Below are 26,249 nucleotides of genomic sequence, written 5' to 3'. Positions count from 1 at the left end.
CCAGGGGCAAAGTTAACCGCAACAAGGATTTGGGCGCCGCTCTTCATCCGCCCTCTGCCTTGCCGCGCGACCGGCCCGGTGGCAGAAACACGGTACCGTGCGCATTCTCCATCACATCCCGCTCTCGCCCTTCTGCCGCAAGGTGCGGCTCGCGCTTCACGAGAAGCGCATTCCCTTCGAGCTGCGCGCGGAGCGCATCTGGGAGCGGCGCGAGGAGTTCCTGGGCATGAACCCCGCCGGCACCGTCCCGGTGCTGGAGGAGGAGAACGGCCTCGTCATCGCCGAGAGCCACGCCATCTGCGAATATCTCGACGAGGCCTATCCCGACACGCCCCTGATGGGCCGCACCCATGCGGAGCGTGCCGAGGTCCGCCGCCTCGTCTCCTGGTTCGACATGAAGTTCGACCGCGAGGTCACGCGGAACCTCTATTTCGAGAAGCAGCTGAAGCGCACCCTCGGCCTCGGCAACCCCGATGCCTCCGCGCTGCGCGCCGGCTACGCCAACATCAAGCCGCATATCGAGTATATCGGCTGGCTGGCGGAAACACGCGCCTGGCTCGCCGGATCCCAGATCTCGCTCGCCGACCTCGCCGCCGCCGCCCACCTCTCCACGCTCGACTACATCGGCGACGTGGACTGGTCGCTGAACGACGCGGTGAAGGACTGGTATGCCCGCGTGAAGTCCCGCCCGTCCTTCCGCCCCGTCCTCGCCGACCGCGTCTCCGGCCTCACGCCGCCGCAGCACTACGCCGACCTGGACTTCTGATCCGGATCGTCTAGCGCCGCGCCGGCCCCGCCGCGTTCAGCGCCAGGTTCTGCTGCGCGAGGTCCGCCGCCGCGCTGTCCGGACTGTTCGCCACCACGCTCTCCCAGTCCGCCCGCGCCCCGGCCGAATCGCCCTGCAGCTGCCGCAGGATTCCCCGCTCCAGCAGCGCCTCCGGGCTCCCCGGCTCGATCTGCAGCGCCCGCTCGATGTCGCGCAGCGCCTCCTGCCCGCGATCCATGTGTCGCAAGGCCGCGGCGCGGAACACCCAGGCCTCCGCCCGCTGCGCGTCCTGCGCCAGGGCCCGGTCGGCATCCGCCAGGGAATCCGCGAAGCGCCCGAGCATCCCCGCCGCGATCGCCCGGTCCACCAGCAGCTCCGGGTCGTTCGGCGTCAGCGCCAGGGCCAGGGTGAAGGCGCCGCTCGCCCGCAGGGCCTGCCCCGCCACCATCCAGGCCTGCCCGGCCTGCCCATAGACCGCCGCCCGCGCCGCCGGCCCCGCCGCGGCCCGCCCCGCCAGGTTCTCAAGGCGAGAGGCCGCCCGCTCCGGTTCCCCCAGCGCCAGCAGCGCGAGGGCGGAGCAGTGCCGTGCTCCATCCCCGCCGCCCCGGGACTCCCAGGACTCGGCGAAGGCCAGCGCGCCCTGCGCGTCGTCCCGCAGCTTGCCCAGGCACTCCTCGTATTCCGGGCTGTCGGCCACGCGCGGTGGCTCCGGCGGCAGGGGCAGCACCTCCTCCGAAGCTTCCGGCACGGGGGGCGGGGGCCCCTCGGGCTCGGGCGTGGTCCACCACCAAGCACCCCCAAGCGCCAGGACCAGCGCGACCACGGCGGCGCCCAGCAGAAGGTTGCGGGGGGCGAATCGCATCCCGACAATCTAGCCGCCGCCCGCAGCAGCCGCCATGGAGGAGGAATGGACCGCCACCTGCTCGTCATCGGCCTCGGCTACACGGGAAGCGCCATAGCGGCCCTCGCCGCCGCCTCTGGCTGGCGCGTCAGCGCCACCGCCCGGAACCCCGCCGCGGCCCCTCCGCCCGGCATCCGCCTGCTGCCCTTCGCCGAAGCCGCCCCGGCCCTCGCCGCCGCCACCCACCTTGTCGTCACCGCCCCACCGGGTGAGCACGGCGATCCCGTCCTTGCCGCCCATGCCGCAGCCCTGGCCGGGGCTCCCCTGCGCTGGATCGGGTATCTTTCCACCACCGGCGTCTACGGCGATCGCGGCGGCGCCTGGGTGGATGAAACCACCGAACCCACCCCCGCCCAGCCCCGCTCGATCCGGCGCCGCGCCGCGGAACGGCAATGGGAAGCCTTCGCCGACCGTGCCGCCGTCGATCTGCTGCGCTGCGCCGGCATCTACGGCCCCGGCCGCTCCGTGCTGGACGACCTGCGCGCCGGCACCGCCCGCCGCACGATCAAGCCCGGCCATGCCTTCGGCCGCATCCACCGCGACGACATCGCCCGCGCCGTCCTCGCCGCAGCGTCCAGCCCGCGACCGCCCGGCATCCGCGTGCTCCACCTGGCCGACGACGAGCCCGCGGAGAGCGCGGCGGTCACCGAGGCCGGTGCGCGCATGCTCGGCCTGCCAGTCCCGCCCGCCATCCCCTTCGAGACCGCGCGCGCGTCCATGTCGCCCATGGCGCTCTCCTTCTGGGCGGAGAGCCGCCGGATCGCCAATGCCCGCACAAAGGCGGCCCTCGGAATCGACTGGCGCTACCCGAGCTGGCGCGAGGGCCTGGCCGCCATCCTGGAAGGGGAGGGGAGAGGCTAGGACGGGCCGCCGGAAGGCGGTTCTTCGCCCGCCGCGCGCTCCAGCGAGTGCCGCAGCCGCTCCACGTCGTCGCGCAGCCGCACCGCCGCCGCCATGTCCAGCCCGGTCGCGCCCAGGATGCAGGCGGGAATTCCCAGGGCCTTCTCCCGCAGCGCCCGCCCGGCCTCCGTCAGCCGCGCCCGCACCACGCGCTCATCCGCCCGGTCCCGCTCCCGCGTCAGCAGCCCCGCCGTCTCCAGCCGCTTCAGCAGGGGCGTGATCGTGCTGGATTCCAGGAAAAGCCGCTCGCTCACCTGCCCGACGGTCTGCCCGTCCTCGTCCCAGAGTGTGAGCATCACGAGGTACTGCGGATAGGTGAGCCCCAGCGGGTCCAGAAGCGGCTTGTAGACCCGGTTCATGGCATGGGCGGCGGCATAGACGGAAAAGCACAGAAGCTCGGCCGGGCGGGGCAGCGAATCGCTCATGGACGACCAGAAGAGGGGGAGGAAGGGAAACGGCACCTTTTAATATCGCGAGCGAAGGTTTTGCCCGCGATCTAACGCATGGCGACCATGCGTTTGGAACAGTCGCCAGCGATCCTTTATCGCGCGATATAAACCGCGTCGGCGGGCCCGCACGGTGCGGTGCCGCCAGGGAAAGACAGCCATGTCCGTCAACGTCCTCTACCGCACCAGCGCCACTGCCACTGGCGGCCGTGATGGCCGGTCCACCACCGCCGACGGCGCGCTCGACGTCCGCCTCGCCACCCCGAAGGAGCTGGGCGGCGCCGGCGGCCCCGGCAACAACCCCGAGCAGCTCTTCGCGGCCGGCTACTCCGCCTGCTTCCTGGGCGCCATGAAGTTTGTCTCCACCCAGGGCGGCCCGAAGGTCCCGGCCGACACCACCGTCACTGCCGAGATTGGCATTGGCCCGCGCGCGGAAGGCGGCTTCGGCATCACCGCCGAGCTCACCGTCAACCTGCCGGGCCTCCCCCGCGCCGAGGCCGAGGCGCTGGTCGAGAAGGCGCACCAGGTCTGCCCCTATTCCAACGCCACCCGCGGCAACGTGGACGTGAAGCTTACCGTCGCCTGAACCCCCAGCCCCTCTCCTGACCCTCCCGGCGCGCCCCTCCCGCGCCGGATGTAGCCCTGGCGTTTCCCCCTCGGCGCCAGGGCTGCGCCCTTTAGGGCCCCAACCTCGGGCACTCTTCCTGGAGCCCCGCCCTCCGGCCCCGCGCGACGAGAGCGCAGCTGCGCCACCATCCCGCCGCAACTCCCGGTCCTGACCCCGCGTTGGCCGTGCGCCCATAACTCAGGAGGGGGCCGCCCCATGCGCCTCGACGGACCCGAGAGCCAGAACGTCGAAGACCGCCGCGGCCAAGGCGGAGGTTTCGGTGGGGGCTTCGGCGGCGGTGGCGGGATGGGGCGCGGCGGCGGCATCGCCGTGGGCGGGATCGGCGGGGTCGTCCTGCTGGTCGTCTGCCTTCTCTTCGGCGTGGACCCCTCCGTAATCCTCGGCGGCGGCGACGGCGCCCCCCCGCCGCAGCCCGCCCCGCAGGAGCGCCGCTTCGACCCTGGCTCCTTCGGCGGCGGCGCCCCGCGCCAGGCCGAGAGCCGGCCGCAGGCGCAACCCCAGCCCCAGAACGGCTCCGCCTCCTCCGAGGATGGCGGTCGCCGCTTCATCGCCCAGGTCCTCGGCGAGACGGAGCAGGTCTGGAACGACCAGTTCCAGCGCCTCGGCCGCCGCTACGAGGAGCCCGTCCTCGTCCTCTTCTCCGGCGCCACCCGCTCCGGCTGCGGCGCCGCCCAGGCCCAGACCGGCCCCTTCTACTGCCCCGAGGACCGCAAGGTTTACATCGACCTGGAATTCATGGCCCGCCTGCAGCGCCAGCTCGGCGCCCAGGGCGACTTCGCCTCCGCCTACATCGTCGCGCATGAGGTCGGCCACCACGTCCAGAACCTCCTGGGCGTCCTGCCCCAGGTCCAGCAGGCCCAGGCCCGCGCCGACGGCCCGGAGCGCAACCAGCTCCAGGTCCGCGTGGAACTCCAGGCCGACTGCTTCGCCGGCGTCTGGGCGAACCAGGCGAACCGCGCCCGCCACATCCTGGAGCAGGGCGACATCGAGGAAGGCCTGAACGCCGCCGCCGCCGTCGGCGACGACCGCGTCACCGGTGGCCGGATCAGCCCGGAGAGCTTCACTCACGGCAGCTCCCGCCAGCGCGCCACCTGGTTCCGCCGCGGGCTGGACAGCGGCGACATCCGCCAGTGCGACACCTTCAACGGCTGAACATCCCGCACCCGCCATAATTCCGGCGTCACCCCGCACGAAGCTGCCGCCGAACGGGGTGATCGGCGCGACCGCGACCACGCGGCCGATACGCACCCGAAGGACCGGGACGAAGCGGCGTGAAGGCATGGGATCGGGTGGCACTCGCCGCCCTGTTGGGGGTGGTGGCCTGCGAGGGCGGCCCGCCCGGGACGGCATCATCCGCCGGGCGCGCGGCGCCGGTCGCCATGCCGGCGCCCGCACCGACCCCGGCGCCATCCTTCCCGGCCGCCGTGCCCGCACCGGCCCGTCCCATAGTGCTCCGGTCGGTCCGCGCCTCCGACAGCTCGGCCCTGCCGGACCCGTCTCGCTTCAGCAACGCGGAGGAAAGCGCCTACGTCCTCGTCGCGCAGGAGCCGGTCTCCACCTTCTCCATGAGCGCGGACACCCTGTCCTACGCCGTGGCGAAGCGCGCGATCAACGAGGGCTACCTGCCGCCCGCCCAGGCCATCCGGCCTGAGGAGTTCGTCAACGCCTTTCGCTACGAATATGCCGCCCCGTCGTCTCGGGAACGCCCCTTCGAGCCGACCGTGTCCGTCTTCCCCGCGCCCTGGGACGCCACGAAGCGGCTGCTGCAGGTGGGCCTGAGGACCTATGCCGCGCTCCGGGCCGCGCGGCCGAAGCTGAACCTCGTCTTCCTCGTCGACGTCTCCGGCTCCATGTCGCCGCCGGACCGGCTGGAGCTGGTTCGCAAGGCCCTCGGCCTTCTCCTCCCACAACTGCGCCCGGAGGACCGGATCTCCCTCGTCACCTACGCCAACGGCTCCCGCACCGTTCTCGATTCCGTGCCCGGCGACCGGCAGGAGAAAATCCGCGCCGCCCTGGCTGCGCTGAACGCGGCCGGCGGCACCGGCGGTGCCCAGGGCCTGCAGACCGCCTACGAGCTGGCGGCCAAGAACTTCGACCCGGGCGCGGTGAACCGCGTGGTGCTCGCCACCGACGGCGACTTCAACCTCGGCCCCTCCAGCCCGCAGGCGCTTGAGGAGCTGATCACCGCCCGGCGCCGCACCGGCGTCTACCTCACCACCCTCGGCGTCGGGCTGGACAACCTCAACGACCGCACCCTGAACACGCTCGCCAAGGCGGGCAACGGCATCTCCATCTACGCCGCCAATCTCGAGGACGCGCGCCGCGCGCTGGTGGAGGACTTCTCGGCCAATATCGTGCCCGTGGCGGACGACGTGAAGCTGCAGGTGGAGTTCAACCCGGCCCAGGTCTCCCAGTACCGCCTGATCGGCTACGAGACCCGCGCCCTGCGCCGGGAGGACTTCAACAATGACCGCGTGGACGCCGGCGAGGTCGGCTCGGACCGCGCAGTCACCGCCCTCTACGAGTTTGTGCCGGCCGGCGCGGAAGCCGCCGCCCCGATCGAGCCTCTCCGCTACGCCGACCCCCGCCGGCCCGCGGCCACGGACCGGAGAAGCGCGGAACTGGCCTTCCTGCGGATCCGCTACAAGCTGCCGGGCGAGGCGCGGAGCCGCCTGATCGAGCGCGCCGTCACGCCCGCCGACGCGCTGACGCGCTTCGAGGACGCCTCCGTCGATGCGCGTTTCGCCACCGCCGTCGCCGGCTTCGCCCAGGCGCTCCGCCGATCCCGCTACCTCGGCGAGTGGGGACTGCCGCAGGCCGAGGCCGTGGCCGCCGGTGCGCGCGGCGAGGATGCGGATGGCAGGCGGGCAGAGTTCGTATCGCTGGTGAGGCTGGCGCAGGCGCTGCAGCCGCAAGGGGCAGTTCGGCGCCCCTGATAAGCGCTCGGCGCGGCGGCACTGCTGCCGCCCCGCCGGGGTCATGCGGGTCCGTGGGACCTCCCGCAGCCCGCCCCGCCGGCCACGCCCCGCGGGGCGCCGCCGGCAACGGTCCTTACCCTGTCACCGGTAGTAGTAGTACCCCGGCGCCGGGGGCGGCGGCGGAGCCGCGTAGTAGTAGCCGGGCGCCGGTGCCACCGCGACCGGAGCCGGGGCGTAGCCATAGCCATAGGCCGGCTGCGGCGTCGTCGCCGCGCCGGTCACCGCGCCGAGCGCGCCGCCCGCCACCGCGCCGATCGCCGCGCCACGGCCACCGCCGGCAATGGCGCCCAGGGCCGCGCCGCCGCCCGCGCCGAGCGCCGCGCCGCCCAGCGCCCGCTGGCCGGGATCATAGGGGTTGGTGCAGGCGGCCAGCGAGCCGGCCAGCCCCAACGCCAGCAGACAGGACTTGCCCAAGCGCTTCACGTCGAGGCGCGCCACGTTGGTCCGCGTCACATTCATCTCCCAATCAACAGAGTCGGCACAGAAAGAAACGGCCGTGCCAGGGTTCCGTTCCACGGCGCCCGGCGGGAAGCATCATGCGGCAAGGCGGCCGGATCATGGCCAGCCCCGCCCCAATCCCGCCGCGCACGCATCACGCGCCGCCGATCACCTCGCGGATGCGGGTGGCCAGCGCCTCCATCGCGAAAGGCTTGGTCAGCACGTGCATGCCCGGCTCCAGCCTCCCGTTCCCGAGCGCCGCGTTCTCGGCATAGCCGGTGATGAACAGCACCTTCAACGCCGGCCGCAACGCCCTGGCCGCATCCGCCAGCTGGCGCCCGTTCATCCCGCCGGGCAGGCCGACATCAGTGATCAGCAGGTCGATGCGTAGGTCGGATTGCAGCACCTTCAGCCCGGAAAACCCATCCGCCGCCTCCACCGCCGCGTAGCCGAACTCCTCCAGCACCTCGGCAACGAGCATCCGCACGGTGGCCTCGTCGTCCACCACCAGCACCGTCTCACCCGCGCCCGTGCGCGGCAGGTCGGGTCGCGCCGCCTCGACCTCGAACTCCGTCTCGCCGTCGTGGCGCGGCAGGTAAAGGCACATGGTCGTCCCCTGGCCCGGCTCGGAATAGGCCCGCACCCCACCGCCGGACTGCCGCACGAAGCCGTAGATCATGGAGAGGCCGAGCCCCGTGCCCTGGCCCATGGGCTTCGTCGTGAAGAAGGGCTCGAAGGCCCGGGCCACCACCTCCGGCGCCATGCCCGTGCCCGTGTCGCTCACGCTGAGCGCGACGTAGTGCCCCGCCGGCAGCCCGCGCTCGGCCCCGCCGCGCTCATCCACCCGGTGGTTCGCCGTCTCGATGGTGATCCGCCCGCCCTCGGGCATGGCGTCGCGCGCGTTGATGCACAGGTTCAGCAGCGCGTTCTCCAGCTGGTTCGGATCCACCAGCGTCGGCCACAGCCCCGCGGCCGGGACCACCTCCACCGCGATCTCCGGCCCCACCGTTCGCCGCACCAGCTCCTCCATCCCCGCGATCAGCCGGTTCACCTCGGTCGGCCGGGGATCGAGCGTCTGCTGGCGGGAAAAGGCGAGAAGGCGGTGCGTCAGCGCCGCCGCCCGCTTCGCCGCCCCCTGCGCCGCGGTCACGTAGCGGTCCACGTCCTTCATCCGCCCCTGCGCGATCCGCGTCCCCAGCAGCTCCAGGGAACCGGTGATGCCCGTCAGCAGGTTGTTGAAGTCGTGCGCGATGCCGCCGGTCAGCTGCCCCACAGCCTCCATCTTCGCGCTCTGGCGCAGGCTCTCCTCCGCCCGCGCCAGCGCCTCCGCGGCCTCCCGCTCGGCCGTCACGTCGCGCCCCACGGCATTGACCAGGCCGCCGCCTGGAACCGCCGCCCAGGCGATCCAGCGGTAGCGCCCCTCGCGGTCCCGCACGCGGATGTCGAATCGCCACGGCGCGCCGCCCCCGCGCAGCCCGGCCATTCCCTCCCGCACCCGCGCCTCCTCCTCCGGATGCACCAGCGACAGGAAGCTCTGCCCGACCAGCTCCCCCTCCGCCCAGCCCAGCATCGTCGTCAGGGCCGGGTTCACCGCCGTCACCGTCCCGTCGAACCGCGCCACCATCACGATGTCGGCGGAAAGCTGCCATAGCCGGTTCCGGTCCGCCGTCCGCTCCGCGACCTGCTGCTCCAGCGTCGCGTTGAGCCGCTGCAGCGCCTCCTCGGCCCGCTTCCGGGCGGAGATGTCCAGCACCGTCCCGATCAGCCGCACCGGCGCCCCGTCCCGGAAGCTCGCCTCGCCGCTCGCCGAAACCCAGCGCTCCACGCCGTCGGTGATCCCGAGCGTCCGGTACTCCGCCTCGAAATGCCCCGAGCCCGCGGGATCCAGCGCCCGCTGCACCGCCGCATCCGCCCGCGCGCGGTCCTGCGGGTGCAGCCCCGCCAGGAAACTGCCCTCGTAGCTCACCGGCACGCCGGGCGGCAGGCCGAACAGCTCCCGGCAGCGGTCATCCCAGTTCAGCACCCCCTCTCGCACGCGGAAGTCGAAGGTCCCGATCCGCGCTGCATCGGCTGCCAGCCGCAGCCGCTCCTCGGCCTCGCGCTGCCCCCGCTCCGCCTCCGCCCGCGCCGTCAGGTCCAGCATCGCCCCGATCATCCGCACCGGCGTCCCACCGGCATCCCGCGTCACGTAGCCACGGTCGAGCACGGCGGCGTAGCTGCCATCGGCGCGGCGGAACCGGTACTCCCCCGACCAGCTCGTCCCGCCGCCGTCGATCACGGCGTGGATGCTCCCGTCGATCCGCGCCCGGTCCTCGGGATGGATATTCCCGATCCACCACTCCCCCGTGGGCTCCACCTGCTCCGGCCGCCAGCCGAAGGCGGAGCCCAGCGCCTCATTCCACCCCACCTCGTTCCGCTGCAGGTCCCAGTCCCAGATGGCGTCATTCGTCGCACGGGCCGCCAGGCGATAGCGCTCGTTCACCGCCTCCAGCGCCTCGGCCGCCAGCCGCTGCCCCGTCCGATCCCGCAGGACCTTCACGAAGCCGACATGCCCACCATCGGCGTCCCGCAGCGGCATCATCTCGCCGCTCGCCCAGAAGCGCGACCCGTCCTTGTGCAGGTGCCAGCGCTCGTCCGGCGAGCGTTCTTTCACCAGCGCCGTCCGCATCTCCTCCTCTGGCCGCCCGGCCCGCCGATCCTCCTCGACGAAGATGCGGCGCCCGTCCTCGCCGAGCATCTCCGCCTCGCTCCAGCCCAGCACGTTCTCGGCGCCCGTGTTCCACCCGATCACCCGGCCATCCATGTCCATGGAGATGATCGCGTAGTCCGCCGCGCTGTTCAGCGTCTGGCGGTGCAGCCGCTCGGCCCGGTCCCGGTCCGCCAGGGCGCGGCGCAGCGCGATCTGGCTGTTCACCTGCGCCGCCAGGGCCCGCAGGGCGAAGCTCTGCCGCCCGTCCAGCCCCTCGCGCGGCGCGGTATCCAGCACGCAGAGCGCCCCGATCGGCACTCCCTCGAACTGCAGCGGCACCCCCGCGTAGAAGCGGATCCCCGGCATGCCCCTCACCACCGGGCTATCCGCGAAGCGCGGATCCAGGGAGGCGTCGGGCACCACCAGCCCTTCCGGGTCCAGCATGGCCGTGGGGCAGATGGCTGCGCTCCGCGGCATCTCCCGCGCGCCCAGCCCCGTCTCAGCCTTGGCCCATTGGCGGTCCCGGTCCACCAGGTGGATCGCCGCCATCGGCGCGCCCGTCAACTCTGCCGCCAGACGCACCAGGTCGTCAAAAGCCTGCTCCGGCGGGGTATCGAGAAGCTGGGTCCGCTCCAGCGCGGCCAGCCGCTCGGCTTCGGTCCAGCGCCGCGGGGCGGTTGGCTCGGGCAATGGCTAGGGTCTCTCTCCGGGAAGGCCGGGCCGGAACGGGGGATCGTGGGCCCTCCGGGACTCACGAAGGACAGGCCGGTCGTGACCGCACCTATAGCAGGCTGCTCCTGACGGCGGAATTACGCCGCCCCTAAGCCGCCGCAGGGGAGGGGACTAACCCCGCGCACTCCCCTAGCTGTTGGCCTGGATCATCGCCCGAACCTGCGGATAAACCTCCGTCGCCCAGCGCCGCCCGCTGAACACACCGTAATGCCCGACACCCGTCTGCAGGTGGTGGTGCCGCATCCCCAGCGGGATATTCGGGCAGAGGTCCAGCGCCGCCATGGTCTGCCCGATGGAGCAGATGTCGTCCCGCTCCCCCTCCACCGTCAGCAGCGCCGTCCGCCGGATGGCCTCCGGCCGCACCCGCCGCCCCCGGTGGGTCAGCTCACCCCGCGGCAGGTCGTGGTCCTGGAAGATCCGCTGCACGGTCTGCAGGTAGTACTCCGCCGGCAGGTCCATCACGGCGAAATACTCGTCGTAGAAGCGCCGGTGGGCCGCCGCCTCCTCCACCTTTCCCGCCACGATGTTCTCGAACTGCGTCCGGTGCGCCTTCATGTGCCGGGCCAGGTTCATGGACATGAAGGCCTGCAACTGCACCGCCCCCGGATAGACCCGCCGCCCCGCGCCGGCATAGCGCTCGGGCACCGTCCCGATCAGGTTCGTCTCGAACCAGTCGAGCGGCTTGGACTTCGCGAGGTCGTTCACCTTCGTCGGGTGGACCCGCGTATCGACCGGCCCGGCCATGAGCGTCATGCTCGCCGGCGTCGCCCGGTTCCGCGCCTCTGCCATCACCGCCACGGCCGCCAGGGTCGCCGGCGCGGGCTGGCACACCGCCAGCACGTGGCTCCCCGGCCCCATCACCTCGAGGAAGCGGATGATGTGGTCCGTGAAGTCGTCAAAGGCGAACTCGCCGGCCGAAAGGGGAACGTCCCGCGCATTCACCCAGTCCGTGATGTACACGTCGTGGTCCGGCAGCAGCGTCTCCACCGTCCCCCGCAGCAGGGTGGAGAAGTGCCCGGACATCGGCGCCACCACCAGCACCCGCGGCTGCTGCACCGGCGTGTCCTTGGCGAAGCGCAGCAGGGTGCCGAAGGGGGTCTCGTGCACCACCTCCTCCGTCACCGCCGCCGCCCGATTGCCCACCTGCACGGAGCGGAAGCCGTAATCCGGCCGGGTATGGGTGGTGCGCGAATGGGCGATCAGCTCCATCGCCGCGCCCGCCGTGCGAACAAAAGGGGCAGCCAGCGGCACGGAGTTCGTCACCGACTCCCACTGCCGGAGCATACGCCCGGCGCTCTCGGCGAAGGCCCGCATGGGAAATTGCAGGTCCTGCTGCGCCTGCCAGATCTGGTAGATCATACCGGCCGCATCGTGTGTATCAGGCGCATAGGTGTGGAACGGCCCAGGGCATCGCGGGTTTTGATGGTGAGAGGTCGCACGGTCCGGGTCAATCTCTGATGAATCCCGCTGCATGCATGCCTCAAGCCCGCCCATACCCGGCCCAGCCGCCATGTGGCCGGGCTGGAACGGTTCTGGCATGAACACCCCGCGCCCGGCAGAAGGGGCGGAGAGGACACGCGACATGGACCGTCCCCGGCTTCTCATCAGCAGCCGCAACTATTCCTCCTGGTCGCTTCGCGGCTTTCTGCTCTGCCACCTGGCAGGGCTGAAGGTCGAGGTCGAGGCGGTGAACCTGGACGACCCCGCCGTCCGGGCCGAACTCCTCCTCCAGTCCTCCTCCATCCGCATTCCCTGCCTGCTGATGGATGGCCTGCGCATCTGGGACACCACCGCCATCGCGGAAACCCTGAACGAGCGCTTCCCCGAAGCCCGGATGCTCCCCGCCGACCCCGCCGCCCGCGCCCGCTGCCGCTCCATCGCCGGCGAGATGCATGCCGGCTTCCAGGCCCTCCGTGCCTCGCTGCCCATGAACCTCCGCGCCCATCGCCCGGGCTTCCGCATCTGGTCCGGCCCGCGCGCGGATATCGAGCGCATCCTCTCCATATGGCGGGAATGCCAGGGCCACTGGGGCGGCCCCTGGCTGATGGGCCAGCACCCCACGGTCGCGGACGCCATGTACGCCCCCGTCGTCACCCGCTTCCTCACCTACGACGTGCGTCTGGACGGCGCCCCCGGCGCCTATGCGCGGACGATCATGGAATGGGCTCCCATGGCCGAATGGGTCGCGGCCGCCCAGGAAGAGCCGGAACCGCCGATCCACGAGCTGGAGGTTGACGCCGAATTCTGACCGGACCGGCCGAACATGCCCCGGCCGCCATGCCCTGCGAGGACCGCGATCCGAGGACCGGCCAGCCCACACCATGACACGGATCAGGCCAGCCCGCGGCAATCCAGAGCCCGAAACATCTTACTTGGCGACGGTCCCGCGGGACCGCTACGCCCACCACCCAAGGCCCGGCAGACCCTAGTTCGGCCTGTGCATCGGCAGCTTTTCCAGCCGCACAGTCTCCCGCCAGCGTTCCCGCCATTCCGCTGCCACGGCATCCACCTCCTCGCGGGCCGCCAATCGCTGGATGAGCGCCAGTCCGACATCCCGAAGCAGGACCCTTTCCAGATCCCGCTCGTTGAAGCGGCCGACCAGTTCCTCCAGCAAAGCGTCCAGCTCTTCGCGCCAGTCATATAGCGGGCCAGGGTCGCTCGACGTCATTTCACCCTCATGCTAGCCACCGTCACGGTTGACAACTCCGCCCCAGCCGGGGTGGCCCCCCGGATGCCGCGGTCACTCCGGAAGAGTGGACCAACGGCAACCTAGGTGATTCCGGCACTCGATTGAAATTACATTTTTCGTGAGCCGACCGTCGTTCTAGTTAACAACATGGGTTATTCGCGACAGGCGTCCTGCCCTAACGACCCCCTGGGAGGAGTGAAAACGCGCGAAGGCGTCAGAGCAATCCCGCACTCCCCGTCGGAACTGTGGGTAGAGGGTTGCGCCACACTCCGGGGCCAAGCACCGCGCGGTCACCGACCCGACCCACGCCTTGGGGCGGTTTAAGGTGGCAGTCCTCCCCCACGCTCGGGATGTGGAGGTTCAACCCGCATGCGTTGACCGACCGCCTGTGACCAATCAGGTTCTCTGGCTGGAGTCGAGCAAGGGCGTGATGCAGCGAGAGCCGGCGAAACTGCTTCACGATGACGAACACATACAGGCGCTCTACTTGGAGGGAGGTAGCGACTACCTTCTCCTGACATTCAGCGAGATGAGCTTTGTCGCGGATGGCAGGCGTTTCTGGGGAGACACTCTGGCTCGAAAGTCGGATCTGGCTGCCATAGGCATTGTGGCCAAACAGCCTAACTGGTTTCCGAGAGCCAGCATGGAGGTCCTGGCAGAGAACCTTGAGAGTGTTTTGGCCGGATACGCCGAGCGCGTTGGATATGGCTTCTCCATGGGCGCTTACGGCGCGGTGAAATACGCTGACCTGCTCGGGTTAACGACGATCGTGGCCCTTTCTCCCCAGTCGTCGATCAACAAGGCCGATGTCGGGCGGGAGGATCCAAGATATACCCGGCATTTTCGCCCTTCGCTGCATTCGGGGATGGCCATATCCTCCGGCGACTGCCTGGCTCCTGGTTACATTCTCTTCGATCCAGGCCACCGAGGCGACACGGCGCATGGTGAGCGCGTAATGAGGGCGGCCAGCGAACTGCGTCGGGTTCCCGTGCCATTCACCGGCCACGAGACCGTCCTGGCCTTCGCCAGCACGGCGGGAGCAAATGCTCTGCTCAATGCCTGCCGCTCATTGGACGATCTGATAGTCCGAAGGGTTGTACGGGCAGCATTGGCTGCAAATCCGAACCGAATTCGTGGCCTTGCTTACGCCTGCCTCGCGCGTCATCCCAGGTGGACATTCTCGATTGCCTCTCGATATGCAGAGAAGCTCACGCCCGAGGACGTCGCCAAGTTGCAGTCTCTGGCAAGACGGAAGCTGAAACGTCAACGAGCGGCCAGCCGGTGAACGCCAGAGGTGGATTTCTCGACGCGATTTGGTTGCCGATCCAGGCAGTCTATTTCAAGCATTCTGTCTGACCAACTGCGGTAATTGGAGCATCCGGCTCGACAGGCCCAAAAGGCCGCTGCTCTACATCGGAACAATAACAGGGACTTGCGCAAGCTTGTCGAATCGCTGTGCCGCGGATAAGGGTTGGGCCGTCGAACGGGAAGGCCGCTCATGTCGGAAGGTACGAGGTTGGGTCCTGAATATACGTTCGACGCGATTGCAAATCTTCCGGCATCTCTGGAATACACCGGGGAATTTGGGGCGGAACTCATCCTGTTTACGCCGTTCTGCAATTGGCTGTCGCAGGTCGGCCTCTTGCGGAACCGTACCGTCGTAACCTACGCAGGCATGAAGTGCTTTTACGACGATATGAAGATAGGCCGGCTGATCGAAAAGCCCGAAAAAAGATCCTGGGTGGCGCCGACTGCGCGCCCTGAATGGATGCCCGTAAAAGACGAACATGACTTCGATGGCCGCGGCAAATCGCCATTCCTGGTTTATCCGGATCTCCGGAAGAAGTTCCAGGCCCTGCCGCTCTTGCCGGATCTAAATCTTCGGGAAAAGCCGCTGCTGATCATCCACAACAAGTATAATGTCGAGTGGGGCGCAAGGCCCATCAATTTCCTCAGGTTGTGGCTGCTGGAAGAAGCGTTCAAGGTGCTAAGCGATAGCTTCACGATCGTTTACATCCGCCATGGGATGGGGACGATCGATAATAATTTCAGCACTGACGCGAACGAGATGCAAATTTTTCCGGACCGGGCGCTTCTCGAAAAATATCCCGACATCATCAGCTTCGACGATCTCTATACCCGGCATCGGCAGCAGGGCGGCCTGCAGGATCTGAATACCTTCAAAAACGTTCTTTATAGCCGCTGCTATCACTTCGTCACCGCGCAGGGCGGCGGCGCACATCATATCGCCGCGTTTTCCGGTTCCATTATGATGATCCTCCACCGGCGCGGTTCCGAAAGTCAGTGGGCCTACACCGACGGCTACTACGATTTCATGGCCGGCGTGCCACCCGTGAGATGTGTCTTCTCCTCTGTCCACCGAATGGCGGAGGCGTTAGGCCTGCTAAAGTCCGTGAAGGTCATCGGCGACCGGGTTTTTCTGCTGGGTGAGGGCCGGCAATATCTCGAGGAGTACGCGGCTATCCCGGGCAAGACATTGAAGAAAGCTCGCAAAGACCATCCGGAAGGGTAAGCGGTCGCAGGACCCTGTGACGAGGTCCGCAGAGGTTCAGAAAGGCGCGGGTCCCGAAGGCCCGGCATCCAGCGCCGTCCTGGCAGCCTCCTGCCGAAAGACGAGATCGCCGCCGGCGATCCCGCCCTCTCTCCCGGCAATCAGTCCAGCCGCGCGCCCGACTGCTTCACCACCGCCTGCCACTTCTCGTTCTCGGCCGCGATGTAGCGGTCCAGCGCCTCCGGCCCCAGCGCCTTCGGCGTGCTGCCGATCTCCCGCAGCCGGTCGATCACCGCCGGCTCCGCCACGATCCGCGTCACCAGCTCCGCCAGCTTGTCCACGATCGGCTTCGGCGTCCGCCCCGGCGCCTGGAACCCGAACCAGGCCACCGCCTCGAAGTCCGGCACCCCGGACTCCTTCACGGTCGGCACATTCGGCAGGGCGGGCCAGCGGGTGCCGGCGGTCACGGCCAGGGCCCGCATCCGTCCTGCCGTCAGGTGCGGCAGGTAGCCCGGTAGGTTGTCGATTGCCACGTCGCAACGCCCCGCCATCACGTCCGGGATGATGGAGGCGGTGCCGCGATAGGGGATATGGGTGATGTTCACCCCTGTCTTGAACTTCAGCAGCTCCCCGCAGAGGTGCCCGGAGGTCCCGTTCCCCGGGCTGGCGAAGTTGATGTCGCCGGGCTTCGCCTTCGCCGCCGCCATCAGGTCCTGGAAGGTCCTGAACGGGCTGTCCGCGCCGACGACAACGGCGTTCGGCACCTCGTTGATCAGCGCGACGCTCGTCAGGTCCTTGTTCGGGTCGAAGGGCAGCTTCGTGTAGAGGAACTGGTTGATGCTGGCCGTGCCGATCGTGAAGGTCAGCAGCGTGTAGCCATCCGGCTCCGCCTTCGCGACCATCTCCGTCCCGATATTCCCGCCCGCGCCGGGCCGGTTGTCGATCACCACGGGCTGCCCGAGGATCGCCGCCATCCGCTCGCACACCACCCGCGCGGTCAGGTCCGTCGCCCCGGCGGCCGGGAAGGGGACGATCATGCGGATGGCGCGGGAAGGATAGCCCGCCACGTTCCCCTGCGCCCGCGCCAGGGAAGGCGCGGCAAGGGCCGGCACCGCCAGAAGGGCGCCCCGGCGGGTGATGGAAAGGCCCGGGGAACGGCCAGGAGAACGGCCAGCGGAACCGACAGTCATAACTCTCACTCCACGGTTGCACCGGATCGCCGGACCACATCGCCCCACTTGGCGATCTCGGTCCGCACGAAGGCGGTGAAGGCGGCCGGGCTTGTGCCCCCGTCGGGCGTCAGCCCCGGCATCATGCCACCCAGGTCCGCCAGGCGGGCCTTGGTGGCCGGTTCTTTCACAATAGCGTCGATCTCGGCGCCAAGCTTCTCGACGATCGGGCGCGGCGTGCGCCCCGGGGCTTGGAAGCCGAACCACCCCGTCGCCTCCACGCCGGGATAGCCCTCCTCCGCCGTGGTCGGGCAGTCCGGCAGGGCAGGGGTCCGGCTCGCGGTCGTCACCGCCAGCGCCCGCAGCCGCCCGTCCCGGATATGCCCGATGGCGGAGGGCAGGTTGTCCACCGCCACCTCCACCCGCCCGGACATCACCTCCGCCATCATCGGCCCCGCGCCCCGGAAGGGCACGTGCGACATCTGGATCCCCGCCTCCATCTTCAGCAGCTCCCCCGTGACATGGAGCGAGGTGCCGACGCCGGAGGACCCGATGTTCAGCTTGCCCGGATTGGCCTTCGCATAAGCCACCAGCTCCCGCAGCGTCCTCACCGGCAGGGAATTGGTGACGAAGATCACGTTCGGCACCCGGATCACCAGCCCCACCTCGGTCAGGTCGTCCGGCCGGTAGGGCATGCGGTCGCCATAAAGGGTGTAGTTGATCGCCCCGGAGGAGACGGTCTGCATCAGCAGCAGATATCCGTCCGCCTCACCCTTGGCGACCAGGTCGGACCCGGAATTCCCGCCCGCGCCCGCACGGTTCTCGACCGTGAAAGGCTGCCCGAGCCGGGATTGCAGGCGTTCGGAGACGATCCGCGCCGCCACGTCCGTGGTCCCGGCGGGCGTGAAGGGTACCACCACACGCACGGGTCGCGAGGGATAGGCCCCCTGGGCACCGGCCCGGGAAGGGCGCAAGAGGGCTGGAAGAAGAAGGGCGGGCGCAGCCAGCGCCGCGCGGCGGGACAGGGTCATGGACGGCCTCCTGAAGCGGCCGCGCGCGGGGGTCTGCTGCCCCTCTTCGAGTCGCGGCCGGCGCGCAAGAGGTGCCCCAGCCTCCTACGCCGTGGCAAGGCCCGTCGCACCCCACAAAGGCTTTGCTGGACACCGGCCTCTCCCCGCGCATCCCTCTTCCCGCGCCTGCATCCGATTCCCCGGCTGCGGCGTTGCGCCTCCGGCCGCCCCAACTGACTGCGATGAGGATACGGACCAGCATGGGCTTTCTTCGGACCTATGCCCGCGTGCTCGGGCTCCTCGCCCCGGACAAGTGGGTGGCGATCGGCCTGGCGCTGGCGGCCCTCGCCCTGGCCGGCCTGCAATTCCTGGAGCCCGTCCTCTTCGGCCGCGTGGTCGATGTCCTCTCCGGCGCGGACCGCCAGCCGCAGGACATCGTCTGGCGCCAGGCCACCGCTCTCCTCGTCGTCTGGGGCGCGGTCGGCATCACCGGCATCGCCGCCAACGTCGCCGTCTCCCTCCTCGCGGACCGCATGGCGCACCGCAACCGGCTGGCCGTGATGCACCGCTACTTCCAGCACGTCCTGGCCATGCCGCTCTCCTTCCACGGGGACACGGCCTCAGGGCGGCTGATGAAGATCATGCTGGTCGGCACGGACCACCTCTTCGCCATCTGGCTCTCCTTCTTCCGGGAGCACCTGACCACCTTCATCACCGGCTTCGTCCTGCTGCCGCTGACCTTCCTGATGAACTGGCGCCTCGCCCTCGTGCTGCTGGCCCTGGTGGTCGTCTTCATCGTCGTCGCCGCCTTCGTCGTCTCCCGCACGCAGGAGGCGCAGGAGAAGGCCGAGGGCTTCCAATCCCAGCTCGCCGGCAACGCGCAGGACGCCCTCTCCAACGTCGTCGTCGTCCAGTCCTTCACCCGTCTGGCCGCGGAGGCGAAGCTCTTCGGCGACATCATGCGCCAGGTGTTGGATCACCAGTTCCCCGTGCTGAACTGGTGGGCGGTCGTCTCCGTCCTCACCCGCTCCGCCAGCACCATCTCCGTCATCACCATCTTCGTCCTCGGCACTTGGCTGCACATGCGCGGGGAAGCCACGGTCGGCGAGATCGTCTCCTTCATGGGCTTCGCCACCATGCTTATCGGCCGCCTGGAAGGCGCGGTCGGCTTCGTCTCCCGCCTGCTGATGCAAGTCCCCGGCCTGCGAGAGGTCTTCGGCGTCCTCGACACCCGCTCCTCCGTCCCGGAGAAGCTGGATGCGGTGGACCTCGGCCGCACCGCCGGCCATGTCGCCTTCGAGCACGTCGCCTTCGGCTATCCCGGCGGCGGCAAGATCCTGAACGACGTCTCCTTCGAGGCCCCGCCCGGCAAGACCGTCGCCCTGGTGGGCCAGACCGGCGCCGGCAAGTCCACCGCCATGTCCCTCCTCCAGCGCCTCTGGGACCCGATCGAGGGCCGCGTCACCATCGACGGCCACGACCTGCGCGACATCTCCCTCGAAAGCCTGCGCCGCAACGTCGGCGTGGTCTTTCAGGACGCCATGCTCTTCAACCGCACCATCCGGGAGAACCTCCTCGTCGGCCGCCCCGAGGCCACGCAGGAGGAGCTGGAGCAGGCCTGCCGCATGGCGGAGGCGCACGACTTCATCACCCGCCAGCCCCAGGGCTATGACACCCCGGTCGGCGAGCGCGGCACCTCTCTCTCCGGCGGCCAGAAGCAGCGCCTCTCCATCGCGCGCGCCCTGTTGAAGGATCCCCCGATCCTCATCCTGGACGAGGCCACCAGCGCGCTCGACGCCGCCACGGAGGCCCGCGTCCAGAAGGCCTTGAAGGTCCTGATGGCCGGCCGTACCACCTTCATCATCGCCCACCGCCTCTCCACCATCCGCGACGCCGACGAGATCCTCGTCTTCGAACTCGGCCGCGTGGCGGAGCGCGGCACCTTCGAGGACCTGGTCGCCCAGGGCGGTCGCTTTGCGGAGCTGGTGAAAACCCAGCTCACCGGCACGGACGCAAAGAAGCCGGCGCCCGTTCCGGCCTGACGCCGGGTTCAAGCGGAGGTGAACAGGGACGTTTCCACTTGTAACGTGACGTCCCCGTCATGACACCATCCTCCCAGGGCACATCGCCAGAGGAGGACGTCATGACGATCGCATCCATTCTGCGGAACAAGGGGCGCGAGGTGACCACCGTCGAGGCCGGCCAGTCCCTGCCCGAGGTTGCCCGGACCCTGGTCCGCCACCGCATCGGCGCCGTCCTCGTCCGCGGCGGCGAGGGCCCGCCCCTCGGCATCCTGTCCGAGCGCGACATCGTCCGCCTCTTCGCGGAGGACGAGGCCACGGTGGACAGCCTCACCGCCGCCGACGCGATGACAAAGGTTCTTCATACCGTGACCCCGGACACCCCCATTACCACGGCCCTGGAACTGATGACGGACCGCCGGGTCCGCCACCTCCCCGTGCTGGACGGCGATCGGGTGGTCGGCATCGTCTCCATCGGCGACCTCGTGAAGGCGCGCATCGACGCGGCCGTGGGCGAGGCCGAGGCCCTGAAGGAATACGTCACCACGGGCTGACCCGGCCGGGGCAGGGCAGGGGCCTGGGCCGGCACGGGAACGGTCCGGGCCGGCGTCGCGCCCGATGGGGGCTGGCCCGATCTCCGCCTTGGTGGCAAGGGGCTGTCGCGCCGGCCCGCCGGCACCCAGCCCACAGGTCCGCCCAAGGTCCGCTATGCCCCCCGAATCCAAGATCCGGCCCGAATACGTCCTGACCCTCACCTGCCCCAACCGCCCGGGCATCGTGGCCGCCGTCGCCACCACCATCTTCGAGCGGGGCGGCAACATCCGGGAAGCCCAGCAGTACGACGACGCGGAAAGCCGCCGCTTCTTCGCCCGCATCACCCTGGACCACCCGGAGGACGCGCTGGACCTCCCCGCCCTCCGCGCCGACCTGGAAGGCGTCGCCTCCCGCTTCGGCATGGACTGGACGCTCCGCGACCGCGCCGTCCGCCGGAAGGTCATCGTCCTCGTCTCGAAGTTCGACCACTGCCTGGCCGACATCCTCTACCGCTGGCGCCTGGGCGAGCTTCCGATGGACCTCGTCGGCATTGTCTCCAACCACCCGCGCGAGACCTACCAGCACCTCGACTTCGCCGACGTCCCCTTCCACCACCTCCCCGTCTCCAAGGCCACGAAGCTGGAGCAGGAGGGGGAGGTCTGGCGCGTCATCCGTGAATCCGGCGCCGAGCTCGTGATCCTCGCCCGCTACATGCAGATCCTGTCGGACGGGCTGGCGGCCAAGCTCTCCGGCCGCTGCATCAACATCCACCACTCCTTCCTCCCGGGCTTCAAGGGGGCGCGCCCCTACCACCAGGCCCATGCCCGCGGCGTGAAGCTCATCGGCGCCACCGCCCACTTCGTCACCGCCGACCTCGACGAAGGCCCGATCATCGAGCAGGACGTGGAGCGCATCTCCCACAACGACACGCCCGACGACCTCGTCCGCCAGGGCCGCGACATCGAACGCCGCGTCCTCTCCCGCGCACTCCTCTGGTGGCTCGAGGACCGGGTGTTGCCGAACGGCTCGCGCACGGTCGTATTCCGGGACTGACGCCCGGGCAGCCCGGCGGGCGTCACCCCGCCCGCCGGTCGTCCCCCACCCCCGCCCGCAGCTTCTGCGTCATCGCCGCCCCGTCAGAGGTGCCGCAGGAAGGTCAGGCTGGGTGCGAAGAAATATTCTCCCCCGCGCATCGTAACGAAGTCGGCGAAGCTGAACTGGATCGTCCCGGCCGCATGGTCGCCGTACCGTCGCGGCCAGGACTGCTTCAGCCCCGATCCGGCCGGTTGCCCGATGAGCGCGTCCAGCATCTCCGGAAGACCGTTACGCGGAAAATCCGGGTTGTTCGCCCAGTTGACCTGCGTGAACTCGAACTGGTCCGCGAGGTCCCGATTATAGGCCATGAAGAGCAGGCCCACATCGCGCGAAGGAAGCTTCGGCGCGACCTGCGCCTCGAAATCCCCCTCGGACTCGACGTCCGGCAGGTCCTTCGGTTCCACCTTGCGGGGAACGTCCTCGTAGGGAATCCCCCGCCGTAGCATCAGGTGCTTCCTCTCGTCCCCGGGCTCCTCGAAGCCGCCGGTCCCCCGCGGGTTCGTCTTCCGGATATGCGCGTGGAACGGGCAGCGCGCCCCGGCACGGTCCTGGTCGTAGTTGAAGTTGTTCGGCGGCGTGCCGCCTCGGGCCGTGCCCGACAGGGTGACCGGCGTGCCGTCCTCGAACCGCCCCACCGCATAGGCCCCGGCCAGTTCCCGCGCCCCGCCCGTCAGCCCCAGGGCGGTGGCGAGCTTCTGCTCGCGGCGCTTGAAACCCAGCACGTCCTGGTCAAGCTTGCGGAAGATGAAGTAGCTGCCGAAGCTCACCCCGTCGTCCGTGCCCGGATCCGGGACGAGCGCCACGCCGAGTGGGGCGTGGGGGTTCCATTCGTCCAGGCCGCCCTCGTGCCCCTCCCTTGCCAAGTCCTCGAGAAGGGGAAGTGGCTGGCTCCGGCCATCGACATAGCCGAAGTGCTCGATACCCTCGCCGCGCTCGTCGAAGATGGCCTTCCCCTTCTGCTCGGCGAGGATGCTGCCCCCGGCGCCCCGGAGCAGCGCGACGATCGCCACCCGCTTCGGCGCGACCTCCTCGGGTGACCTGCCGCCAATCAGGATCATCCCGTCGACTTGGCCGCGGAACGCCGCGTCCCAGGATTCCACCGGCGGATCACCGAGTTGCGCGGCCTTCATGCCCTTCCGGAAGCTGGGGTCGGCCGGCACGCGGCCGGCGGCGACGTCCAGCGCGGCATAGCCGGTCGCGGACAGCATGGTGGCCACGAAAGCTCCTCCGGGCGGCCCGCCCGCATGGAACTGTCTGGCCTCGTCGAGCTGGTCGAGGGCGCTGATCATGTGGTCGCGGGCGATGCTCCGCAGGGCTGCCCGCATCTCCGCCCGCCGTCCGGCATCGATCCGGAAGAACACGTTGACCGTGTGATGCCTCCCATGGCCCTTCAGGATGTTCCCCTGTAGCCGTCGGAGCATCACCTCCTCGCTCTCGTTGGCGTTCATCCAGGAAAGCGCCTTGTCGAGGTTTACGGCCATGGGATCGGTCCTTTGATCGCGTCGGGGTCAGCGTGATCTCCCGAAGGGGCGACCCGAAGCCGGCAGCGACGCATCGCACGTGGCGTCATCTCCGAAGCTCCGTCCGGCGCTACCCGGAACGCCCGGGCGAGGATGATTTGATTTCGATTTCGAATCAATATTGGCATTAAACTCACCTGCGTCGGATGGCCGCCACCGACGCCGCGTGCTGGGCACGGACATTCCCCGGTCCGGTCGGCACCCCAGCCCCGCCCGCGGCGCGCTTGACCCCGGGGAAGGGCGGTGCCACCTCTCCCGACCCCATTTCCCTACAGGTCAGGCCAAGCCACCCCCATGCCCGCGATCACGCTGCCCGACGGTTCCGTTCGATCCTTCGACGGTCCTGTCACGGGCACCACCGTGGCCGCGTCCATCGGCCCCGGCCTCGCCAAGGCCGCCCTGGCCATGGAGGTGAACGGCGCCCTCAAGGACCTCTCAGTCCCCATTGAGGCCGATGCACGCCTCCGCTTCATCACCCGCAAGGACCCCGAGGCCCTCGGGATGATCCGCCACGACGCCGCCCACGTGCTCGCGGAGGCCGTGCAGGAACTCTTCCCCGGCACCCAGGTCACGATCGGCCCGGCCATCGAGAACGGCTTCTACTACGACTTCGCCCGCAACGAGCCCTTCACGCCCGAGGACTTCCCGGCCATCGAGGCCAAGATGCGGGAGATCATCGCGCGCAACGCGAAGTTCGAGCGCGAGGAATGGCCGCGCGAGGAGGCCATCGCCTTCTTCGAGAGCCGTGGCGAGCGCTTCAAGGCCGAGCTGATCCGCGACCTGCCCGAGAGCGAGACGATCAGCATCTACCGCCAGGGCGATTGGCTGGACCTCTGCCGCGGCCCGCACATGCGCGGCACGGGCGACATCGGCGCCGCCTTCAAGCTGCAGAAGGTCGCCGGCGCCTACTGGCGCGGCGACCACCGCAACCCCGTCCTCTCCCGCATCTACGGCACCGCCTGGCGCGACGCGAAGGAACTCGAAGCCCACCTCACCATGCTGGAGGAGGCGGAGAAGCGCGACCACCGCCGCATCGGCAAGGAGATGGACCTCTTCCACCTGCAGGAAGAGGCCACGGGCAGCATCTTCTGGCATCCCAAGGGCTGGCGCCTCTACCGCACGGTGGAGGACTACATGCGCCGCCGCCTGGACGCCTCCGGCTACGACGAGGTCCGCACCCCCCAGCTCGTGGACCGCAAGCTCTGGATCGAGTCCGGCCACTGGGAAAAGTTCCGGGAGAGCATGTTCATCGCCACGGTGGAGGACGAGTCCGAGAAGGACCGCGTTCTCGCCCTGAAGCCCATGAACTGCCCCTGCCACGTGCAGATCTTCAACCAGGGCATCCGCAGCTACCGCCAGCTTCCCCTCCGCATGGCCGAATTCGGCGCCTGCCACCGCTACGAGCCCAGCGGCGCCCTGCACGGCATCATGCGCGTCCGCGCCTTCACGCAGGACGACGCCCATATCTTCTGCACCGAGGACCAGATCGCCTCGGAGACGGTCCGCTTCGTCGCGCTCCTCTCCTCCATCTACCGCGACTTCGGCTTCGAGAGCTTCCGCGTGAAGTTCAGCGACCGCCCGGAGAAGCGCGCTGGCACCGACCAGACCTGGGACCGCGCCGAGGGCGCCCTGCGGGAAGCCTGCGCCACCGCCGGCGTGGAATATGAACTGAACCCGGGGGAGGGCGCCTTCTACGGCCCCAAGCTTGAGTTCGTCCTGCGCGACGCCATCGGCCGCGACTGGCAGTGCGGCACCCTCCAGGTCGACTTCGTCCTGCCGGAGCGCCTGGACGCCGAGTACGTCGGCGAGGACGGCGCCAAGCACCGCCCGGTCATGCTGCACCGCGCCATCCTCGGCAGCTTCGAGCGCTTCCTCGGCATCCTCATCGAGGAGCATGCCGGCCGCTTCCCCCTCTGGCTCGCCCCCGTCCAGGTGGTCGTCGCCAGCATCGTGGACGATGCCGCCCCCTATGCCGAGGAGGTGGCCGAGGCCCTGCGCGCCGCCGGCATCGCCGCCAGCACCGACATCCGGAACGAGAAGATCAACCGCAAGATCGCCGAGCACATCGAGGCCCGCGTCCCGATCCTGGCCGTCGTCGGCCGGCGCGAGGCCGAGGAGCGCAACCTTGTCCTCCGCCGTCTCCCCGGCCGCGAGCAGGAAACCCTGCCCCTGGCGGAGGCCATCGCCCGCCTGGTCGCGGAATCCGCCCCGCCGGACCGTGCCGGCAGCTTCGCGACCACGGCCGAAGCCTAGGCTTCGGCCACGGGTGCGGGCGCGTAACAAGCCCGCTCCCGCCCCGCCGGTCGCAAAAACCGGCTTGACCTCTCTGCGCGACGGTTGCAGACGCCGCCGCCGCGCACCATAACTCCATCCCTACACCACAACAGGAGACTACCCCTGGCCCGAGGCCCAATGCCCAACAGCCTCCCGACCCGCGACGGACCGCGGGTAAACGAGGAGATTCGCTCGCCCCAGGTCCGGCTGATCGATCAGGACGGCGAGATGATCGGCGTGATGACCGCGCGCGACGCGCTGGCCCGTGCCTATGAGGTTGGTCTGGACCTGCTGGAGATCAGCCCGAACGCTGATCCGCCCGTCTGCAAGATCACCGACTTCGGCAAGTTCAAGTACGAGCAGCAGAAGAAGGCGAACGAGGCGCGCAAGCGCCAGAAGGTCGTGGAGATCAAGGAGATCAAGGTCCGTCCGAATATCGACGACCACGACTACGAAGTGAAGATGCGGCAGATGAAGAGCTTCATCGAGGAAGGCGACAAGGTGAAGGTCACCCTGCGCTTCCGCGGGCGCGAGATGGCCCACCAGGACCTCGGCGCCAAGGTGCTGGAGCGCATCCGCAACGAGATGGCGGAGGCCGTGAAGGTGGAATCCATGCCCCGGCTGGAAAACCGCCAGATGATCATGGTGCTCGCACCGAAGTAGGCCGCCCTCCTTCAGGCCGCCCGAAAAGCCGGCGCCCCCACAGGGCCGCCGGCTTTTTCATGCTCACCGCTCAGAGCGGCGCGCCGCGGTTGCTGTCGATCGTCGTCGGCGTCTCGTTCAGCAGGCGGCTGGTGCTCGGGTCCCGGCGCAGCGGGTTCGTCCCCTCATTCGTCCGGTCTGCCACCACCGGCCCGCAGGCCGAGAGCACCAGCAGCGCCGCGCTCGCCACAAGAAGCCCGATGCGGCTCATGGACCAGATCCTCTCTTCCACCGATCCCGGTCCA

The 26,249-nt window shown here is 69.5% G+C and carries 23 protein-coding genes; 13 read left to right on the top strand and 10 right to left on the bottom strand.

Translation table 11 applies throughout. The annotated features are described in order from the left end of the window. The first annotated feature begins 97 nt into the window (after window positions 1-97). Window positions 98-766, top strand: a complete 669-nt coding sequence (gene fzlA / locus J5Y10_RS07030; RefSeq protein WP_209372129.1) for an FtsZ-binding protein FzlA — start codon at window positions 98-100, stop codon at window positions 764-766. A gap of 10 nt (window positions 767-776) precedes the next feature. On the opposite strand, the gene J5Y10_RS07025 is transcribed toward fzlA, so the two are convergent. Beyond that, the gene (locus tag J5Y10_RS07025; protein WP_209372127.1) at window positions 777-1,628 is read right to left on the bottom strand and encodes a tetratricopeptide repeat protein; all 852 of its coding nucleotides are present in this window, start codon (window positions 1,626-1,628) and stop codon (window positions 777-779) included. A gap of 45 nt (window positions 1,629-1,673) precedes the next feature. On the opposite strand from J5Y10_RS07025, the gene J5Y10_RS07020 reads away from it, so the two are divergent. Continuing rightward, on the top strand, window positions 1,674-2,528 hold the full coding sequence (locus J5Y10_RS07020) for a Rossmann-fold NAD(P)-binding domain-containing protein (RefSeq protein WP_209372125.1): 855 nt from the start codon (window positions 1,674-1,676) through the stop codon (window positions 2,526-2,528). On the opposite strand, the gene J5Y10_RS07015 is transcribed toward J5Y10_RS07020, so the two are convergent. Further along, complete coding sequence (locus J5Y10_RS07015) at window positions 2,525-2,992, bottom strand: MarR family winged helix-turn-helix transcriptional regulator (protein WP_209372123.1); 468 nt, start codon at window positions 2,990-2,992, stop codon at window positions 2,525-2,527. The two genes, J5Y10_RS07020 and J5Y10_RS07015, sit on opposite strands and share 4 nt — an antisense overlap. Before the next feature lie 181 nt (window positions 2,993-3,173). On the opposite strand from J5Y10_RS07015, the gene J5Y10_RS07010 reads away from it, so the two are divergent. The 3 genes from J5Y10_RS07010 (at window position 3,174) to J5Y10_RS07000 (ending at window position 6,577) form a co-directional block, all read left to right on the top strand. Next, window positions 3,174-3,599: an organic hydroperoxide resistance protein gene (locus J5Y10_RS07010; RefSeq protein WP_209372122.1), complete on the top strand. Its 426-nt coding sequence runs from the start codon at window positions 3,174-3,176 to the stop codon at window positions 3,597-3,599. A 237-nt stretch (window positions 3,600-3,836) separates the two neighbouring features. Next, window positions 3,837-4,793 carry a KPN_02809 family neutral zinc metallopeptidase gene (gene ypfJ, locus J5Y10_RS07005; protein ID WP_209372121.1) on the top strand — a complete coding sequence of 319 codons (957 nt, stop codon included), beginning with the start codon at window positions 3,837-3,839 and terminating at the stop codon, window positions 4,791-4,793. A 119-nt stretch (window positions 4,794-4,912) separates the two neighbouring features. After that, window positions 4,913-6,577 carry a vWA domain-containing protein gene (locus J5Y10_RS07000; protein ID WP_209372120.1) on the top strand — a complete coding sequence of 555 codons (1,665 nt, stop codon included), beginning with the start codon at window positions 4,913-4,915 and terminating at the stop codon, window positions 6,575-6,577. Window positions 6,578-6,700: 123 nt separating this feature from the next. Here J5Y10_RS07000 and J5Y10_RS27770 read toward each other — a convergent pair whose 3' ends face one another. The 3 genes from J5Y10_RS27770 to J5Y10_RS06985 all read right to left on the bottom strand — a co-directional run bounded on the left by J5Y10_RS27770 (window position 6,701) and on the right by J5Y10_RS06985 (window position 11,837). Continuing rightward, a complete protein-coding gene (locus J5Y10_RS27770; protein WP_342452861.1) occupies window positions 6,701-7,072 on the bottom strand; it encodes a YMGG-like glycine zipper-containing protein in 372 nt (123 codons plus the stop codon). A 139-nt stretch (window positions 7,073-7,211) separates the two neighbouring features. Then, window positions 7,212-10,436, bottom strand: coding sequence for a PAS domain S-box protein (locus J5Y10_RS28380; RefSeq protein WP_209372119.1), 3,225 nt, complete (start codon window positions 10,434-10,436; stop codon window positions 7,212-7,214). Between the two features lie 171 nt (window positions 10,437-10,607). Beyond that, window positions 10,608-11,837, bottom strand: coding sequence for a polyhydroxyalkanoate depolymerase (locus tag J5Y10_RS06985; RefSeq protein ID WP_209372118.1), 1,230 nt, complete (start codon window positions 11,835-11,837; stop codon window positions 10,608-10,610). Between the two features lie 223 nt (window positions 11,838-12,060). On the opposite strand from J5Y10_RS06985, the gene J5Y10_RS06980 reads away from it, so the two are divergent. Further along, entirely contained in the window at window positions 12,061-12,726 is a 666-nt protein-coding gene (locus tag J5Y10_RS06980) for a glutathione S-transferase (RefSeq protein WP_209372117.1), read from the top strand. Between the two features lie 177 nt (window positions 12,727-12,903). Here J5Y10_RS06980 and J5Y10_RS06975 read toward each other — a convergent pair whose 3' ends face one another. Further along, complete coding sequence (locus J5Y10_RS06975; protein WP_209372116.1) at window positions 12,904-13,146, bottom strand: hypothetical protein; 243 nt, start codon at window positions 13,144-13,146, stop codon at window positions 12,904-12,906. 409 nt (window positions 13,147-13,555) lie between these two features. Between J5Y10_RS06975 and J5Y10_RS06970 the strand changes: the two genes are divergently transcribed. Continuing rightward, window positions 13,556-14,452, top strand: coding sequence for a hypothetical protein (locus J5Y10_RS06970; protein ID WP_209372114.1), 897 nt, complete (start codon window positions 13,556-13,558; stop codon window positions 14,450-14,452). Window positions 14,453-14,665: 213 nt separating this feature from the next. After that, the gene (locus tag J5Y10_RS06965; RefSeq protein ID WP_209372112.1) at window positions 14,666-15,700 is read left to right on the top strand and encodes a hypothetical protein; all 1,035 of its coding nucleotides are present in this window, start codon (window positions 14,666-14,668) and stop codon (window positions 15,698-15,700) included. Window positions 15,701-15,840: 140 nt separating this feature from the next. Here J5Y10_RS06965 and J5Y10_RS06960 read toward each other — a convergent pair whose 3' ends face one another. Then, a complete protein-coding gene (locus J5Y10_RS06960) occupies window positions 15,841-16,869 on the bottom strand; it encodes a Bug family tripartite tricarboxylate transporter substrate binding protein (RefSeq protein WP_209372110.1) in 1,029 nt (342 codons plus the stop codon). A gap of 5 nt (window positions 16,870-16,874) precedes the next feature. After that, window positions 16,875-17,879: a Bug family tripartite tricarboxylate transporter substrate binding protein gene (locus J5Y10_RS06955; protein WP_209372108.1), complete on the bottom strand. Its 1,005-nt coding sequence runs from the start codon at window positions 17,877-17,879 to the stop codon at window positions 16,875-16,877. Window positions 17,880-18,118: 239 nt separating this feature from the next. Here J5Y10_RS06955 and J5Y10_RS06950 point away from each other — a divergent pair, with 239 nt between their 5' ends. From J5Y10_RS06950 to purU, 3 genes are all read left to right on the top strand, one after another. Further along, a complete protein-coding gene (locus J5Y10_RS06950; protein ID WP_209372106.1) occupies window positions 18,119-19,900 on the top strand; it encodes a glucan ABC transporter ATP-binding protein/ permease in 1,782 nt (593 codons plus the stop codon). A gap of 101 nt (window positions 19,901-20,001) precedes the next feature. After that, on the top strand, window positions 20,002-20,433 hold the full coding sequence (locus J5Y10_RS06945; protein WP_209372104.1) for a CBS domain-containing protein: 432 nt from the start codon (window positions 20,002-20,004) through the stop codon (window positions 20,431-20,433). 154 nt (window positions 20,434-20,587) lie between these two features. After that, window positions 20,588-21,466: a formyltetrahydrofolate deformylase gene (gene purU, locus J5Y10_RS06940; protein ID WP_209372102.1), complete on the top strand. Its 879-nt coding sequence runs from the start codon at window positions 20,588-20,590 to the stop codon at window positions 21,464-21,466. Between the two features lie 83 nt (window positions 21,467-21,549). On the opposite strand, the gene J5Y10_RS06935 is transcribed toward purU, so the two are convergent. Further along, complete coding sequence (locus J5Y10_RS06935) at window positions 21,550-22,989, bottom strand: Dyp-type peroxidase (RefSeq protein WP_209372100.1); 1,440 nt, start codon at window positions 22,987-22,989, stop codon at window positions 21,550-21,552. 333 nt (window positions 22,990-23,322) lie between these two features. Between J5Y10_RS06935 and thrS the strand changes: the two genes are divergently transcribed. Next, a complete protein-coding gene (gene thrS / locus J5Y10_RS06930; RefSeq protein ID WP_209372098.1) occupies window positions 23,323-25,281 on the top strand; it encodes a threonine--tRNA ligase in 1,959 nt (652 codons plus the stop codon). Between the two features lie 159 nt (window positions 25,282-25,440). Continuing rightward, window positions 25,441-25,965 carry a translation initiation factor IF-3 gene (infC, locus tag J5Y10_RS06925; protein WP_209372096.1) on the top strand — a complete coding sequence of 175 codons (525 nt, stop codon included), beginning with the start codon at window positions 25,441-25,443 and terminating at the stop codon, window positions 25,963-25,965. 70 nt (window positions 25,966-26,035) lie between these two features. On the opposite strand, the gene J5Y10_RS06920 is transcribed toward infC, so the two are convergent. Next, complete coding sequence (locus J5Y10_RS06920; protein ID WP_209372094.1) at window positions 26,036-26,215, bottom strand: hypothetical protein; 180 nt, start codon at window positions 26,213-26,215, stop codon at window positions 26,036-26,038. Window positions 26,216-26,249: the final 34 nt, after the last annotated feature.

It is taken from the genome of Roseomonas indoligenes, from assembly GCF_017813365.1.
GTDB lineage: Bacteria > Pseudomonadota > Alphaproteobacteria > Acetobacterales > Acetobacteraceae > Roseomonas > Roseomonas indoligenes.
Note: the sequence above shows the minus strand (reverse complement) of the source record. Positions and strands in the feature narration are given on the sequence as shown.

Bases quoted from the DNA above. Each gene is read 5' to 3' on its own strand.
- J5Y10_RS07025 (WP_209372127.1), bottom strand. From the start codon at position 1,628: ATGCGATTCGCCCCCCGCAACCTTCTGCTGGGCGCCGCCGTGGTCGCG.
- J5Y10_RS07020 (WP_209372125.1), top strand. From the start codon at position 1,674: ATGGACCGCCACCTGCTCGTCATCGGCCTCGGCTACACGGGAAGCGCC.
- J5Y10_RS07015 (WP_209372123.1), bottom strand. From the start codon at position 2,992: ATGAGCGATTCGCTGCCCCGCCCGGCCGAGCTTCTGTGCTTTTCCGTC.
- J5Y10_RS07010 (WP_209372122.1), top strand. From the start codon at position 3,174: ATGTCCGTCAACGTCCTCTACCGCACCAGCGCCACTGCCACTGGCGGC.
- ypfJ (WP_209372121.1), top strand. From the start codon at position 3,837: ATGCGCCTCGACGGACCCGAGAGCCAGAACGTCGAAGACCGCCGCGGC.
- J5Y10_RS06985 (WP_209372118.1), bottom strand. From the start codon at position 11,837: ATGATCTACCAGATCTGGCAGGCGCAGCAGGACCTGCAATTTCCCATG.
- J5Y10_RS06980 (WP_209372117.1), top strand. From the start codon at position 12,061: ATGGACCGTCCCCGGCTTCTCATCAGCAGCCGCAACTATTCCTCCTGG.
- J5Y10_RS06975 (WP_209372116.1), bottom strand. From the start codon at position 13,146: ATGACGTCGAGCGACCCTGGCCCGCTATATGACTGGCGCGAAGAGCTG.
- J5Y10_RS06965 (WP_209372112.1), top strand. From the start codon at position 14,666: ATGTCGGAAGGTACGAGGTTGGGTCCTGAATATACGTTCGACGCGATT.
- J5Y10_RS06960 (WP_209372110.1), bottom strand. From the start codon at position 16,869: ATGACTGTCGGTTCCGCTGGCCGTTCTCCTGGCCGTTCCCCGGGCCTT.
- J5Y10_RS06955 (WP_209372108.1), bottom strand. From the start codon at position 17,879: ATGACCCTGTCCCGCCGCGCGGCGCTGGCTGCGCCCGCCCTTCTTCTT.
- J5Y10_RS06950 (WP_209372106.1), top strand. From the start codon at position 18,119: ATGGGCTTTCTTCGGACCTATGCCCGCGTGCTCGGGCTCCTCGCCCCG.
- J5Y10_RS06945 (WP_209372104.1), top strand. From the start codon at position 20,002: ATGACGATCGCATCCATTCTGCGGAACAAGGGGCGCGAGGTGACCACC.
- purU (WP_209372102.1), top strand. From the start codon at position 20,588: ATGCCCCCCGAATCCAAGATCCGGCCCGAATACGTCCTGACCCTCACC.
- J5Y10_RS06935 (WP_209372100.1), bottom strand. From the start codon at position 22,989: ATGGCCGTAAACCTCGACAAGGCGCTTTCCTGGATGAACGCCAACGAG.
- thrS (WP_209372098.1), top strand. From the start codon at position 23,323: ATGCCCGCGATCACGCTGCCCGACGGTTCCGTTCGATCCTTCGACGGT.
- infC (WP_209372096.1), top strand. From the start codon at position 25,441: ATGCCCAACAGCCTCCCGACCCGCGACGGACCGCGGGTAAACGAGGAG.
- J5Y10_RS06920 (WP_209372094.1), bottom strand. From the start codon at position 26,215: ATGAGCCGCATCGGGCTTCTTGTGGCGAGCGCGGCGCTGCTGGTGCTC.